This is a genomic window from Photobacterium proteolyticum (assembly GCF_001939735.1).
In the GTDB taxonomy this organism is placed as follows: Bacteria; Pseudomonadota; Gammaproteobacteria; order Enterobacterales; family Vibrionaceae; genus Photobacterium; species Photobacterium proteolyticum.
In genome coordinates this window covers 71538-87392 of record NZ_MJIL01000083.1, presented here as the reverse complement: position 1 = coordinate 87392, position 15855 = coordinate 71538, and the positions used below count along the sequence as shown (strand labels likewise).

The following is a 15855-nucleotide window of genomic DNA, read 5'->3' as shown; positions in this document are numbered from 1 at the left end:
TTGTCTGAATATCAATTACAAGCCCTAAGAATAAACATCTGATAATCAAACTCGTCTGAGTGAGAATGAAAGGCCGACAGCTCGCGCCTAAAATCGTCTAATGCAATAGAGCCTTGCAACTGCTCTTTTAGTGCATCGACTCTGCTCTCCAGCGGGGCATAATAATTCCGCCAGCTCTCATCACATAATGCAAAACTATCTATTACTTCGTAACCAGCTTGCTCTGCCTGTTCTATTCGCTGAGCTGCCGTTGTCATATCCGGGTATTCCTTTTGCCAAAATGCTAAGGCATTTTCACTTGGTGAGGTGTTTCTCCAAACCAAATCACTAAATACTAATACTCCGTGTTTTTTCAGCAAAGGACGCCAAGCTGTTAGGGCATTGTTTACCCCCATGATATATGCACTACCCTCACTCCAGATAAGATCAAAACTCTCTGGTTCAAAAGGCAGTTTTTCCATATTGGCACATACTGTCGAAACCCGATCACCAATCCCTTGCTCTTTCAGCGTATTCATCAAAGTTTGCAGAGCAAATTCTTCATTATCCACGGCGGTAATTGTTGCTTGGCTATGCTGTGCTAAAACCTTGGCTGCTAGCACCTTAGTCGCAACTCCCTGTCCACAGCCAATTTCTAGTACTTTTTGCGGGTTATAAGGCAGCCGTTCAAACGCCTTAAGCGTATCAGCCTCAGATCCCGGTCCCCATCGCTCCAGCGCTTTGAAAACCAAATTAAAATCGTGCATGTACTGTTCGTGACTATTCATATCTTTCGACAACCATTTCAGTCTCATCGCCTGCTTCTCATCGAAGCCTTGTTTGATTAACCATTCCAAGTGCGCCTCGGGCGCTTGCTGCTCCAGCATTTCATGCCAGTCTGTCAGGCTGCTTTCACCCAACAAGGCAGCAAGTAGTTGACGTGACTTCTGCTTCTGAGCAATCTCTTCATCCAATTGGCGCAAGCGTTCAACCAAAATACCGCGCTCAACCTTTTCATCCAGGCAGGCCTGACACTCTTTTAGTGTCAAGCCTCCAGCCTGTAGCTTTTGCAGCAGCTTTAGTCGTTGTAAGTCTTTGTCGGTATAGCTCCGATAACCATTATCCAGCCGCTGCCCCTGGATCAACCCCTGCTTTTCGTAATACAGCAAGGTTGTTCTTGATAATCCCAGCATTTCAGCCAGTTGAGATATCCGATACATATTAAAGCCTTACACTCTGCTGCGTTTTACCACAACGCTTGTTTGTTAAACGCCGGAACACACTTCGAGCACCCGGCAATAGGTGTTAGCTCTTGCTCGGTCAGAGACTGAGCGAGCCAGCCATGCGGATAAGATAAAGACAATGGCGCTTTAAACTGATCTTCAGTTACCTGCCGGAAGCCTACTTTAGAGTAAAAAGCAGGATCACCATAAGTGAAAGCTAACTCTGCACCTTGGTTCTTTATCGCCTGCAAGCCAACCTTGATCAGTTCCTGACCAATACCCTGCCCCTGATAGTCAGTACGCACCGCTACTGGGGCTAGCAGGAATACCAGTTTGTCAGATTCAAACGTCAGTCGGGTAAACAGAATGCTCCCCACCACTCTGTTGTTGTCATTGGCCACAAAGACATATAAGTCATTGCTATCGGTTGTCTCGATCAACTCTTTGACCAACTCACCAATCAACTTACCTTCGGCCTCCCCTTCTGAATCAGAAAAAGTCTGGGTAAATAAGCCAATAACTTCTTCAGCCTGACTTGGCTCATACGGGCTATAGTTCATTGTTTAGTCCTCTCTTAATTCATGCTGCCAAGCATAAACTGTAGAGCTGTAGACAGGTCAAGTATGGATAAACGAAAAGTCTATCAAGAAAAGATATGCCGTCATAAATCCATTGTTCATGCTGAGAACTTAGACAGCTAACAGCCTGTCATACCTTTATCTAAATATGTCATTATCAGCGCCATGAGTGCGATGGTTTTTTCATCTATTTCAGGGTCTTCTGCGAAGTAATGATCACTGCCAAGAGCAACAATCGTCATGCTATTGGGCGCAATCGCATCTGTAAGTAAAGTGAGCCCGTCATTGGGGCCCTCAGGCTTCAATAATGGGTACTTTTCTATAGAGAATTTGCTTAGTTGGCCGGAGAGCGGAATACCTAAGTAGTTAATGATTAAAAGATCAGACTCTATCCTTAGGCGAGAAAAACGACTTCTGCTGAGGCTAGTTCCCATACTTAAAATAGCTTCTTTATCCCAGCCTTGATCCCAGACAGCAAGATTGAAAAACCAGCGGTGAGGCCACTTTTGGTAGTAGTCAATCAGAGGGCTGCCCTGCAGTATTCCACCGAGATTAAGCCAGGCCTTAACCACTCCCCTCTCTTTTTCACTGAGCAACTCTGCTAGAGCAAGATGGATAGCGGGGCCCGCCGAACTAGCACCAGCAAGAATGATCCCTTTCCCTGCTCGGCCATGGTGAATAATATCCTTTGCCAGATACTCTGCATTTTGTTCAACAGAGCCTGTAGGTGGAAGCTCAACAAGATAATTTTCAACCCCTAGCTTGGTTGCCATTGCCCGGGGAGCGTTGAAATCCGCCCCGGTCAAATGCCCACTTTCTGCATAGTCCCAACCTGGTACAAAAAGCAGTGTATAGGAAGAATAATTCAAACCAGTGATGGCTGGATTGTCCAACTGAAGCATGAATGCTTTATTCAGTTTTTTATTGCATTCATTCTTTAATAAAAGATCAGCAAGAAACAGTGAGGCAAAATCGACAGAGTATTCTTGTGAAATGCCTTTCAGTTCTTCGCGCGATGGGATGGTATGTCTGTGTTGGCTGTAAAGCCCTGAAATCCTCCTATCCAGCTCCCGGTTGCTGCGCTCACCTTGCAGGTAATTATCGAGATAGTAACGAGCGACCTCAGAATCTACTGTTGTGAACACATGCTCACCAAACAGCGTACTATCGACAAATGTCTTTGGCGTGGAGGAGCTACAGGCCCCTAAGAAGACAAGAGCCAACAAGAAGAATAAAACAATGTAAAGATTTCTATTCATACCACGATAAGCCCAGTACAAAGTCTCCGGATATCACGCAGCCTCGAGTTATCACTGTTCGATAAAGCCAAGATAAAATATAGAATCCATACTAATTATTGTGACTCAGGCTCTGAAGTGGCTATACCAGCTAGTTTGCCTCACGGTCTACGGTGCATGTTTATCACATTCTCTATAGTCATGATGCCAAACATGATCTTGCGAACAAAAGACTCCGAGCTACTTACAAAATAGAAATGAGGATGCCTGGACCAAATCTTTTGCAACTTAACATCTAATTGAGCGGCCTGATCTGTAGACTCGTTTCTTACCGGGTTGTTACTGCTAATGTCATGCCCGGTGATTGCCGCTGATTCAAAAAAAATCACGGCATCGTAGCGAGCAATTTCATGCTCAAAAGTTGAATTTACCCCCTTAAAAAAATCAGTCTCCGTACCTGGCCAGTAGGCCAGCCCGTCTAATGACCCGCGATCACAAACCAGCAATCTATCCGGAAACTGCTTCTTATGGATTTCTTCGAAATTTTTCTGCAACTGGAAAATCGTTTTCTGAATTATCTTAACCATTTGCTCATTGTCAGAGCGCGGTATACCTCCGGAGAAAAGGACAGTTGCAGCCTCGGGAACAACGGCAATTTTATCGCCCAACTCTCTGCGAAAGAGATCCAACGCTGTGGTTTTTCCTCCACCCGGGCCACCCGTTACCACAACTTTCAGCTGTTTTTTCATATTTGGCTCTAACTCGCTTCCTGTGATCTAAGAAGCTTAGCCAATAAAAAAGACATCTGTTGGACAATGGTCTTGCTGAAGTTCTCCCCGTTTGATCTTGGTATGGTAAGCTGCCTATCAAAGTATAAAAGGATTTTAGTTTCGCAAGGAAGACATTATGGAAATTTGGAAGTTGCTGCTCTTTATACCTGCGTGTTTTGCACTCAACATGACACCGGGACCTAATAACCTTTTATCTATGAATAACTCAAGATGCTATGGATTCAAATCCGCTTTTATAGCTGGACTAGGCCGAATCATTGCATTTTCAGGAATGATTGCTCTCGCAGCTTCAGGGCTAGCTGTCGTGTTATACACATCGGAAGCATTGTTCTTTCTTATTAAACTGGCGGGTGCAATTTATTTGCTATGGATAGCCTTTAACCTTTGGCGTTCAGAATCCAGTCCAGTCGCTGATATCAAGCGAAATAAAAGTCTTCCAGGGTTAGCAAGGCAAGAGTTTGCACTGGCAGCAGGTAATCCAAAAGCTATCCTAATTTTTACAGCCTTCCTGCCCCAGTTCGTAGACGTAAAAGCTAACGTAAACGCGCAGTTTTTCATGTTGGGTGGTACATTTCTCCTATTAGAAATGCTGGCAATCTCAATCTACGCATTCTTTGGCTTATACCTAAGGCATTGGTTCTCGAAACCAAAAATGGCAAAGCGTTTTAACAAGGCTTGTTCACTATTTTTAGTCTTTTCTGGTGCTAACTTGCTGTTTAGTCGCCAATAGGTTCAACCTATCAAATTGATAAGCCTAAACGATTATAACTATCGGTATGAACACTCCATACTTATTAAACCAAAGAGGACAAACAACTCGAAAAATATGGAGTACCGTTATGACTGTAGACAAATTAAGAGATAGCCTAACACATGCTCGTGCCAACTACTGGATACTGACTTTTGTTTGTAGCGCTATATTAGCGTTATTCTTAAATGAGCTAAATAAGGACGTAAACCCAAGCTATTTAATGACATACTCTATCTCGCTTGCTATAGGCTATTACCTATCCACAGCGCTTAAAAAAACGATAACATCAATTAAGGTTGAACTAGATAATCTTATCTTATAATGATTGGTTAATAGTCCGGCATCACCACCTCTTCAATTGATATCAAGCCAGATCAATTAGACAAACAATCCGCAACCTTGGGACAGATGTCGAAGATACATGAGGATTGCTGACAATATGTAGATCTAGTTTTTTGGGGAAAGAAATCGCTCATATCTCATCTTCCCTCGCATAAATGTCCAAAAACATTACAAGTATTTTTGTGATTAATAGTCCAATGGCTTGATTTAGTGTAAAGTACCCGTTTTATTGACTATCAACATTAATATTATGAGTGACATTTTTAAGACACTACTAAACCTGCGTTCTCTGCGCGCCGCTGCACGAGAAGAATTCACGCTAGAGCAACTTAAAGAAGCCCTTGAGAAACTACAAACTGTGGTTACTGAGCGTGAAGAAGCTGAAGCAGAATCTCGCCAGGCAGACAAAGAAAAAGAAGAAAAATTAAAAGCATACCGCGAGATGTTAATCGCAGATGGCATCGATCCAGAAGAGTTGCTAGCTACTCTGGCCGACGCACCTAAAAAAGCAAAGCGTGCACCTCGTCCAGCGAAGTATAAATTCACCGTTGATGGTGAAGAGCGTACCTGGACAGGCCAAGGTCGCATGCCTTCACCTCTGAAGGAAGCTATCGAAAGTGAAGGAAAATCACTAGATGATTTTCTGATCTAATCAGTAAAGCCCCGACTCGCGGGGCTTTCACTTGCGCTCACACTTTTTATACCCAAGCTACCTGTTCCCAAAAAGTATGACTTCTTACCGTAGCACATCCATATAACTTGAAATCATCTATACCTAAACTATCGCAAGGTGCTCGTTATTAATGGAACCTTGGTTCATTGATAGTTAACCATATACGTCACCTGAACAAAATCGTTAGCAAATGCAGTCGCCTTCGCTTGTTCCAGTTTGATCTCCTTTGACATTTTACCAAACAGCGGGATCCCTTCGCCCAATAGCACTGGAGCACGGGTAATGGTGATTTCATTGATTAGCTCAAGGTTAAGAAAAGCCTGAATAGTCGCACCACCATCGATATAGGCATGCCTATGACCTTCGCTCTCGAGGCGTGTTATCAAAGAATCAATATCACCAGAGTACATCTCTACTCTACCCTTCATATTGTCTGGCGCTTCTTTCAGTGTATTGCTAAGCGCAATGATCCGCATATCACCATACGGCCATTGCTCAGGTGTCAGGTCCATAGCGGAAATAACGTCCATGGTGGAGCGGCCCATAATCAGGCAATCAACAGAAGCTAAATAGTCATCCCAGCCGGTATCGACCTCAACGTCAGGCTTGCCAGCTGTGTGTAACCAATCAACACTGCCATCCTTTTTTGCAATAAAACCATCAACACTGGTTGCGATATATACTGAACATTTCATATTTTTGCTCTTTCTAATTATTACCGAACTCACCTTAGCCCCTTTCTTGGCTTTAAGTTCAGTTTGAGTTACAATTAATTCTACATCGTAGAATTAATGTTAGTCTAGCGAGGAGAAAGAATGTCTGTCAAGGATAAAAAACGCGGACGACCTAAAGGATCGAGCAGCCAGCTCAGTAAAGAAGCCATCATGGACATGGCAAAGAGATTGATGCAGGAAGACGGGAAGATCCCCAGTATCCGTAAGCTAGCAGCAAGCCTCAGTGTTGATGCAATGGCGATTTACCATTATTTCAACAACAAGAATGCACTCTTGGAAGCGATCACTACTTCATTGATCGAAGATATCTTTGAGCCGAAGGTGAGTGATGACTGGAAATCAGAACTCAATCAACTGTGCAAAAGCTACTTAACGCTATTAAGCCGTTATCCCGGGTTGTTAGAAACACTGCTAGGTATGGACTCACACAGCCCTGCAGAGGTATTTATCGAGCGATTCCGTGTCGTAGTCGAACCATTAGACCTAGACCCTGAATCAGCGAAGAACGCACTGGATCTGTTGGCCGACTATCTTCACGGCTATGCGCTTGCGTCACAGTGCAATAAGAGTCATTCGACGCTGAACATAGAAATGATCAAAGGTCCCCTCGAGTTGTATTGCATAGCGCTGGAAAATGCTTGAATTTAGCCCTATTAAACAACAACGATATTTCGGCCTGAATGTTTAGCGTAATACAGCTTTTCATCAGCACGGGATAAAGCCTCCTGAAAGGACTCATCGTCATCATTGATTGCAACCCCCGCGCTGATCGTGATATCAAAAGCGACGTGATTATGTTTGAATTTTAATCGTGAAGTTTTCCGCCTTACACGCTCTGCACAGTTAAAGGCGGCTTCTTCATTCTCGAAAAAGCCTACAATCACAAACTCCTCACCACCAAAGCGAACGCAATAATCGTTACTCCTTATATTGTCTACCATTACTTTCGCAACCTTGGCTAACACCTCATCACCGCACTTGTGGCCAAAGCGATCATTAATCGATTTAAAGTGGTCAATATCTAAAAAGATAATCGCCAGGAGATTCTCTTTGTCTCGTTGTCGTCTACTGATTATGGTGGGTAATATTTCACCTAGAAATCTTTTCGTATAAAGGTTCGTTAAAGTGTCTCGAATGGCCACATCTTCAAGCTGTCGAACAAAATAATTGACGAGAAGCAACACCAGAACAACAAAAGAAATAAAGCTAACAAGTAAAACGCCTGATGCTTTTAATATTATACGATGGATATTTTCGAGCATATCATCAAGATAAATGCCCGTTCCAAGCGCCCAATCCCAAGGTTTAAAATAGGATATATAGGAAATCTTGGGGTATTCCAGATCTGAATGTGGCTTTGGCCAAGAGTAGGAAACCCATCCTCCCCCGTTTTTCGCTTTCCCAATAAAGTCCCTGAAAACTTGCGCACCATTACTATCAACCCAATCAATCTGGTTGATACCAACTCTCTCTGGAGTGTAGGGCTGCATAAGCAATACACCATCTCCACTATTAATCCAATAATATCCATTTTCACCGAATGTCGCCGACTCAAGCGCGTTCATCGCCAGGGTTTGAGCATCCTCAACGCTGACCTCTCCTTGCGAGGCCAAAATATAAAAAGACTCAATAATACCGATACCCACTTCGGAGATATATTTGGACTGCGCTCTTTTTTCCTCCTTGAGGCTATTTGAATATGAGAGAAAGAAAAAGTATAGAAAGGCCAAGGCACCTGCACTGATGAGCAGAAAAACTGAAATCAGCCTCTTATAGATTACTGAGTACATTGTCAGTTATACATCTCTCAAATTAGAAAATCCATCAATAGAGACCACATATTTTGGATTATACCAACCTCGCAAATCGTGATCTTCACCCCGAAAATCAACCTTCGTTTTGTTGATTTATTACAATCTCAAGCCTACCTTGAGCACATGTGCGCATATTGATCTAGCTAAAAATACAGCTAGGATCACCTTTATCCACATTCATGCTATTCATGCGTATCCTTTTACCATTACCATTTATATGCATCGCAGGGTAAATAGAAAGGCAGCACCATGGAATATTCACATAAACAAGTTCCCATGGAACCAAAAGAAGACGATAACAACGTAGAAAAAAAACCAATGGATGAAGTGCTCGACAGAGTAACCAAATTGGCATTAGAAACGATAGAACAGTTATCCTCTAAAAAAAGTAGCTCATAATAATTAGCACCTCTTAATAAAGGTCACCATAGTGGCCTTTTTATGAAAAATGAATCAAACCAGTGTTTATTTTATAAGAATGGAGATGGTATTAACTTACATAAATACAAGTATTTACTATTCCAGATACGCTTTCGAATAATTCTAACGTGAATTACAATATAGATTTCCAACTATGCCGCCTATGCTCTCTACACAAGACGGCATCTTATTGTATTTCCCTATCCTCTTAACTAAACGCTCTTAATGGCCTACAGTCCTTTCTTATACTGCGCGTTGGTTGTCGGATAGATGGCATGCCCTAGCGCCTGCTTGGCCTCTGTCTCTCCATGGATTAGGCTCTGGAAAAGCTCTACCAGGCTAGCTTTATCTTCTTTGACGCTGGTTTGCGTTTTGATATCTCTTAGATCGACAAAGAAGCTCGAAAACATTCCTTCGAGATCAGACGGAATCTCGGTATTCAGGAAGTTGTGTTCGCTATAAAGCGAGTTGTGATCGCCCTTTTGCTTATCAAGAACGAAAGAGGCTTCTTTCAGATTGATAATCGACGCTGACTTTTTGCACTTCCTAAGACACTTCGCATCAAAGGCTTTCTTCTTACAGCCCACTGTCTGGTGGAACAGGCACTGGCGGCTGGTCATCAGCAGAATCGGGTGATAGATACTGTAGAACAACTTGAAGTTGTCTGGTCTTGCAATAGGCTTAATCTGCTTCTTGTTGATTTCATTAGATATGAATGAGCCAACACAATTGAACTCTTCCTTCATGCACAGAAGGCTGAAAGAGTTCGTTACATTGAGGTAAGGTCCAGCAATCCAATCAATACCTTTTTCAAAGGCCGCGTATGCAATACCTGTATTGTTGGTCACGATCAGTTTTGGTTGTACCTGCTCAAGAAGCTCAACAGCAGCGGTATAGTTGTCGCCAATCAGAATTGACGGGAACCACGGGATCAGCTGTTCATTCTCAGTAAACAGCTCAACCAAGCGTGGAAGTTCATGATGAAGAGAATCTGGTAACTGATAATAAATATCCGCCGAGGTAGAAGCACACAGGTCGATATCTTGTTTCGAGGAGATCAGTACCGACAAAGACGGCTTGTCCTGCAGTTTAGGTAACTTCTTCACCTTTGGCGCATCAATCGGTGCAATACGAGCTTTATCGCCATTTAAATTAAAGAATATTTGTTCCTTAATCGCAGTCAACTCATTAAACGGCAGAAATACGCCTTCCTTAATATGGTCTACGCACAATGACTCAATATAGAATTCAGCATTATTCAGATTGTTAAGCCATTTCTCTATTACATCTTGTTCTAGCGTATACTTATCTGAGTGAATTACCGGGTTGTCTGAATATACTTTAAATGTCCGACCTGGTGTCGATACCGATACAGTTAATGGACAGTTCGCCTCTACAGACACCTTTATATTTAGCGGAAGCTTATCTGTATTAAAGTCTTTAATTTTCTCTGCTACGGTCGAGATAATAGCGGTTTTATCATCATAGAGCTTTTTCTTGACTTGATTTACGCTCTCTTCCGTTGTGCAGTTATAGACTTTGGAAAAGTGCTTGGCTGAGTGGTCGCGAGGGTTATCAATAAACATATTTTTATTGATATCACCGACCAGATAAGAATTTGAGAAGTCACGGTTGAACACCGTATAGAGTTCAGTGGTATCAGTAAACAACTCATTGCCATCACAAAAATTGTCAATTTGTTTGCGCCAGTTGTCTACGACTGTATACACATAGTGTGACTTCTTAATTCGCCCCTCAACTTTAAGCGAATACACCCCAGCATCGGCTAGCTCTTCAAGGTTCGAATAAGCCGAGTTATCTTTAAGATTAAGAGGATAATCTTTTCCAGCCTCGGTCGTCTGGTACTTGTCTCGACATGGCTGGCTGCATCTACCACGGTTGCCCGAACTGCCGTTTTTTACCGAACTGATATAACACAGGCCAGAGAAGCCAATGCAGTAAGAGCCGTGAACAAACACTTCCATCAGGACATTATTTTCATGCCCTATATGAGCCAAATGCTTAATCTCTTTGATATTCAGCTCACGAGATAAGTTAACTCGACTTGCTGTTAATCTATTTAGAAAGAAGATTTGACCATCGTTATGGGTATTAGCCTGTGTCGAGGCATGAACATCAAGATCTTTAAAATGTTCTTTTAGTATATAAAACAGACCTATATCTTGAACGATAACGCCATCAATCTTGGTGTTCACCAGCTTGTTCAGCAATCGAATAATCGCTGGAATTTCACTTTCCAAAATGATGATATTTAATGTTAGAAATATTTTGCAGTTATGTTCATGAGCCAGTCTGACAACGCCACTTAGGTTATCAAAAGTTAAATTTGTCGCTCTATTTCTGGCGTTGAAGTTATCGAGTCCGCAGTATATCGCATCTGCACCTGCTGCTATGGCCGCTTTTATCGACTCAATATCGCCACCTGGTGCCAATAATTCAAACTGATTTCTCATTGCGATATAACCCACTTTCTAACATTGCATATTTCAAAGGGGCGTATTCTACGTGGTTCTTTTATTCATTACCAATGTTGCCATTCAGGCTGTTGGTAATGATAACCAAACGTATTTACAAGCTATTTATGAAGTGCTTGGAGATTCTTAGAAAAGTATTTCTCGGAACCAGAAAATCAAAAAACCTGCATCACCCTTAATATGCAAAGGTGATACAGGCTTTACTTAACGGCAATTACTTCGCTTAGTTAGATTTACTACCTAGGTGCAGCCAAGTTTCGACAACGGTATCAGGGTTAAGTGATACCGAATCAATACCCTGCTCCATCAGCCAGTCAGCTAAATCTTCATGATCCGATGGTCCCTGACCACAGATACCGACATATTTGCCTGCTTTGTTGGCAGCTTTAATCGCCATCGCCAGCATCGCTTTAACCGCGTCATTGCGCTCATCGAACATGTGGGCAATCTCACCCGAGTCGCGGTCAAGGCCAAGTGTCAGCTGAGTCATATCGTTCGAACCAATCGAGAAGCCATCAAAGTACTTGAGGAATTCTTCTGCCAAAATGGCATTCGACGGTAGTTCGCACATCATGATAACTTTCAGGCCATTTTCTCCACGACGAAGGTCGAACTTCGCCAGCAGGTCAATAACTGAAGCCGCTTCACTCACAGTACGAACGAACGGGATCATGATCTCAACGTTCTTCAGCCCCATACGCTCACGCACGCGCTTGATGGCTTCACACTCCAGGGCAAAACAGTCCTCGAACTTCGGTGAGATGTAACGTGATGCACCACGGAAACCAAGCATCGGGTTCTCTTCCGTCGGTTCGAAGTGAACACCACCAACCAGATTACGGTACTCGTTCGACTTGAAGTCTGACATACGAACAATGACACGTTTCGGCCAGAATGCTGAAGCCAACGTCGAAATACCTTCGGTCAGTTTCTCGATATAGAATTCGACAGGATCTTCGTAGCCCACAATGCGCTTGTCGATCTCGGCTTTCAGCTCATCAGACTGTGAATCATAGTTCAGCAGCGCTTTCGGGTGGATACCGATCATCTTGTTTATGATGAACTCAAGACGGGCAAGGCCCACACCTTCATTCGGGATACAGGCGAAATCAAATGCACGGTCAGGGTTACCAACATTCATCATCACTTTTAGTGGCAGTGTCGGTAGGTCGTCAACCGCTGAGCGACGAACTTCAAACTCCAGCTCACCTTGGTAGATGTAACCAGTCTCGCCCTGAGCACATGAAACCGTCACTTCCTGTCCTGTCGACAGCAGTTCGGTCGCATTGCCACAGCCAACAACGGCTGGAATACCCAGTTCACGCGCGATAATCGCTGCATGACATGTACGTCCACCGCGGTTGGTAACAATCGCAGCAGCTTTCTTCATCACAGGCTCCCAGTCAGGGTCTGTCATGTCAGCCACCAGCACGTCACCCGCCTGCACCTGATCCATTTGGCTTAGATCCGATACTACACGTACCGCGCCAGAGCCAATTCGCTGGCCAATAGCACGACCTTCAGTAAGTACGGTGCCAGAACCATTTAGGTGGAACCGTTCCATCACCTGAGCATCATCACGGGAGCGTACCGTTTCAGGACGGGCCTGAACGATGAAGAGTTCACCGGTCACACCATCTTTCGCCCACTCGATATCCATCGGACGGCCGTAGTGCTTTTCAATGATCATGGCCTGCTTGGCTAATGATTCAGTTTCAGCATCAGTCAGAGAGTACTGCTGACGCTCTTCATCCGTAGTATCAATTATTTCTACCTGCGTACCCAGTTCTTTACCTTCAGCATAAACCATCTTGATTTGCTTAGAACCGAAGGTACGGCGTACAACGGCAGGGTTACCAGCCTGCAGGGTTGGTTTGTGAACATAGAATTCATCCGGGTTCACGGCACCTTGCACAACCATCTCACCCAGCCCCCATGAAGAGGTGATAAACACAACCTGATCGAAACCAGATTCAGTGTCCAGGGTAAACATCACACCCGAAGAGGCGATATCCGAGCGAACCATGCGCTGGATACCCGCAGACAGTGCAACACCTTTGTGTTCGAAGCCCTGGTGAACACGGTAAGAGATGGCACGGTCGTTAAACAGAGAGGCAAATACATGCTTCACTGCTTCAATAACGGCATCAATGCCACGTACGTTAAGGAAAGTTTCCTGCTGGCCTGCAAACGAGGCATCAGGTAAGTCTTCTGCCGTTGCCGATGAGCGTACAGCAACAGAGAGCATCTCATCGCCTTCACCCAGTTCGCTATAGCAACTACGGATTTCCTGTTCCAAATCGGCCGGAAGCGGTGCTTCTAGAACCCAATTTCGGATAGTTTCTCCTGCCTGCTGCAGCGCATTCACATCATCGACATCTAACTTATCAAGCAGATTGTAGATACGATCATTCAGGTCATTTGCATCAAGAAACTGGTTAAATGCATATGACGTTGTCGCATAGCCGTTAGGCACTTTTACGCCGGCACTGGCAAGGTTTGCAACCATTTCACCCAGTGATGCATTCTTTCCACCCACTTTATCAACATCGTTCATTGATAAAGCATCATACCAAACAACATTCTGTTGCACGGCAACTCTCCTTTAATTGGATTCAACAGTTTATGTGGGCAACCTCTCAACGAAAACGATTGCATTCGCAGTCAAAAAAATACTGCGTACAATATGCCTCCGTCTAGGTATTCTTCTCTACATAGTATATGTAAAAGAAGAATAGATACCCTGTAAGGTTATTGTTATTAGTATTAATGAGCTTAACGTTACAGATATTTTTTAAGGATTCAACTTTTTATGCAGCGCAAATCCAATTTTCGTGATGTATTTTACGTTTCTGACGGTACAGCGATTACTTCTGAAACACTTGGGCATGCAGTTTTGGGTCAATTTCCCATTGAGACCCGACAAACAACCCTGCCCTTCGTCGAATCAGTCGATCGCGCCCTCAACGTGCAAAAACAGATCAATCGAATCTATGAAGAAACAGGCGTAAAGCCCTTGGTTTTCTACTCGGTGGTTATCCCGGAAGTAAAAGCGATCATTGAACAATGCTCGGCCAATCTCTACGACGTATTGAATGCGCTTGTGGATCCACTCAAGGATGATCTGGATATGGAACCAATGCCCCAGTTGCAGCGCTCGCACAGTATCAACAAAGATGCTGCCAGCTATCAGGATCGTATCGCTGCCATCGAGTACACCCTCGCCCACGACGACGGTGTTTCACTGAACAATCTTGAACAAGCCGATATCATTCTGCTTGGGGTGTCGCGATGCGGAAAAACCCCAACCAGCCTGTATCTTGCCATGCAATTCGGGATCCGGGCCGTCAACTATCCGTTCATTGCCGAAGACATGACGAGCCTGAAATTACCGCAGGCTATTGAGCCATTTCGCTATAAAACCTATGGCTTGACCATCGATACCGGTCGTCTGGTAGCTATCCGAAACGGACGCTACGCGAACAGTGATTATGCCAGCCTGCAGCAGTGTGAATCCGAACTTAACAAAGTCGAAAGTATGTTCCGCCGCGAAGCGATTCCTTACCTCAACACGACCTCTTTGTCGGTGGAGGAAATCTCAACTCGCTTGCTGGATATGAGCGGTTTGAAACGCCGCATGTGCTAATGATAAACATTTTTATCCTTACAAAATAACAGAGTAGTTTAGTCAGGAATTTTTGTGAGACGCACAGCGATATGAATGCTTGCCGTCCTTTGCGGCGAGCACCTCTCAAACGCCGTTTCCAATTTTGCCTAGTTGACTCAAATGGGATAAAAAACATGCCTACTTCTGCATCTTACTGATGTCTCATCATATTTTCTCACTCTTGAGAGCCTTATTAAGCCATAAATTCAGTCACTTACTAAAAACTCAATTTTCTCCCTGTTATTCATCAAAAAATCACTAATTCTTGCAATATGCTTACTTTGAGCTTCGCAAATAATTACAACAGAGGTTCCTAACATGATTAGGCCAGCGCTCACAATGTGTATTGCTTTGTATATTACAGGATGTGGTGGAGACAGTAGCTCAGTGCAAGAATTATTGCCTGAGAGTGAGCTTGGCGGCTCGCCGCAAGTTGACATCGATTTCGTCAATACAGCGAATAAATCCGTTGACTACTTTGTTAAACAGTCCGGCGGTACAGAAACACTTTTTGATCCCAATACGCAGGTTGCTTCGAACAGCAACTCAGAAGTCGCTAGCCACTCAGTGAGTTGGTCAACCCCCACGCCGGTCGTTCTTGATATCGGCGCCTGGGACACCAACACTCAGTCGGAAACGAGCGAATCTTTGGAAGTCATGCTAAACCGCGCAGACAAACTCTGGGCGATCGCATGGTTAGACAATGATGAACTGGCTCTTTCTACCATCAGGCAACAACCTTCTAGCCAGGAAGGGAAATACAGTGTTCGGGTGTTCAGCCATTCAGATTCGCGGGTACAGGTTATCTCGTCGGTTATTTCTGCCATAGAAGCAAAAAAAGGACAGATAACACCTTACCTGACACTTGAGAACTGTAGCGGTGAGTTATTTTTTGCAGCTGAATCAATCAGCTTGTGCAATTTGGACCCAGGGAAGTCCTATTTACTGGTCACCGATGGTGAAGATCTGCTAATGGCAGCAGAAGAAAAATAACAATAAATAATAATTATAATTTGGGGATAACAACAATAAATAAAACTAAAGCGCTATTACAGTGGCAACACTGTTTTGCAAACGCAGGGAAAGCCTACAACTTATAAAAGATGTGTTTGTTCTTAAGAGCTCTGTTGTGCATTGGCACACTGTGCCG

At 43.8% G+C, this 15855-nt stretch carries 14 protein-coding genes; 6 read left to right on the top strand and 8 right to left on the bottom strand.

What is annotated here, in order from left to right:
* Positions 1-11: 11 nt before the first annotated feature.
* The 4 genes from BIT28_RS16275 to BIT28_RS16260 all read right to left on the bottom strand — a co-directional run bounded on the left by BIT28_RS16275 (position 12) and on the right by BIT28_RS16260 (position 3767).
* Positions 12-1199, bottom strand: a complete 1188-nt coding sequence (locus BIT28_RS16275; protein WP_075765581.1) for a MerR family transcriptional regulator — start codon at positions 1197-1199, stop codon at positions 12-14.
* Between the two features lie 26 nt (positions 1200-1225).
* A complete protein-coding gene (locus tag BIT28_RS16270) occupies positions 1226-1762 on the bottom strand; it encodes a GNAT family N-acetyltransferase (RefSeq protein WP_075765579.1) in 537 nt (178 codons plus the stop codon).
* A 137-nt stretch (positions 1763-1899) separates the two neighbouring features.
* Positions 1900-3039, bottom strand: a complete 1140-nt coding sequence (locus BIT28_RS16265) for a hypothetical protein (RefSeq protein WP_075765577.1) — start codon at positions 3037-3039, stop codon at positions 1900-1902.
* 140 nt (positions 3040-3179) lie between these two features.
* Positions 3180-3767, bottom strand: a complete 588-nt coding sequence (locus tag BIT28_RS16260) for an AAA family ATPase (RefSeq protein WP_075765575.1) — start codon at positions 3765-3767, stop codon at positions 3180-3182.
* Between the two features lie 157 nt (positions 3768-3924).
* Here BIT28_RS16260 and BIT28_RS16255 point away from each other — a divergent pair, with 157 nt between their 5' ends.
* Entirely contained in the window at positions 3925-4539 is a 615-nt protein-coding gene (locus tag BIT28_RS16255; protein WP_075765573.1) for a LysE family translocator, read from the top strand.
* Positions 4540-5152: 613 nt separating this feature from the next.
* On the top strand, positions 5153-5554 hold the full coding sequence (locus tag BIT28_RS16245) for an H-NS family histone-like protein (RefSeq protein ID WP_075765569.1): 402 nt from the start codon (positions 5153-5155) through the stop codon (positions 5552-5554).
* A 164-nt stretch (positions 5555-5718) separates the two neighbouring features.
* Here BIT28_RS16245 and BIT28_RS16240 read toward each other — a convergent pair whose 3' ends face one another.
* Positions 5719-6270 carry a dihydrofolate reductase family protein gene (locus tag BIT28_RS16240; RefSeq protein ID WP_075765567.1) on the bottom strand — a complete coding sequence of 184 codons (552 nt, stop codon included), beginning with the start codon at positions 6268-6270 and terminating at the stop codon, positions 5719-5721.
* A 120-nt stretch (positions 6271-6390) separates the two neighbouring features.
* On the opposite strand from BIT28_RS16240, the gene BIT28_RS16235 reads away from it, so the two are divergent.
* Positions 6391-6951, top strand: a complete 561-nt coding sequence (locus BIT28_RS16235; RefSeq protein WP_075765565.1) for a TetR/AcrR family transcriptional regulator — start codon at positions 6391-6393, stop codon at positions 6949-6951.
* A gap of 11 nt (positions 6952-6962) precedes the next feature.
* Here the strand turns inward: BIT28_RS16235 and BIT28_RS16230 are convergent, their stop codons facing one another.
* Positions 6963-8099 carry a diguanylate cyclase gene (locus BIT28_RS16230; protein ID WP_075765563.1) on the bottom strand — a complete coding sequence of 379 codons (1137 nt, stop codon included), beginning with the start codon at positions 8097-8099 and terminating at the stop codon, positions 6963-6965.
* 273 nt (positions 8100-8372) lie between these two features.
* On the opposite strand from BIT28_RS16230, the gene BIT28_RS29605 reads away from it, so the two are divergent.
* Positions 8373-8522 (top strand): hypothetical protein, encoded by a 150-nt coding sequence (locus BIT28_RS29605; protein ID WP_175577549.1) that lies wholly within the window; start codon positions 8373-8375, stop codon positions 8520-8522.
* Positions 8523-8773: 251 nt separating this feature from the next.
* On the opposite strand, the gene BIT28_RS16225 is transcribed toward BIT28_RS29605, so the two are convergent.
* The gene (locus BIT28_RS16225) at positions 8774-11017 is read right to left on the bottom strand and encodes a peptidase U32 family protein (RefSeq protein ID WP_075765561.1); all 2244 of its coding nucleotides are present in this window, start codon (positions 11015-11017) and stop codon (positions 8774-8776) included.
* A 244-nt stretch (positions 11018-11261) separates the two neighbouring features.
* A complete protein-coding gene (gene ppsA, locus BIT28_RS16220) occupies positions 11262-13631 on the bottom strand; it encodes a phosphoenolpyruvate synthase (protein WP_075765559.1) in 2370 nt (789 codons plus the stop codon).
* A 219-nt stretch (positions 13632-13850) separates the two neighbouring features.
* Between ppsA and ppsR the strand changes: the two genes are divergently transcribed.
* Both ppsR and BIT28_RS16210 read left to right on the top strand, forming a co-directional pair.
* Positions 13851-14684: a posphoenolpyruvate synthetase regulatory kinase/phosphorylase PpsR gene (gene ppsR, locus BIT28_RS16215; protein WP_075765557.1), complete on the top strand. Its 834-nt coding sequence runs from the start codon at positions 13851-13853 to the stop codon at positions 14682-14684.
* A gap of 408 nt (positions 14685-15092) precedes the next feature.
* Positions 15093-15698: a hypothetical protein gene (locus BIT28_RS16210; protein WP_083651904.1), complete on the top strand. Its 606-nt coding sequence runs from the start codon at positions 15093-15095 to the stop codon at positions 15696-15698.
* Positions 15699-15855: the final 157 nt, after the last annotated feature.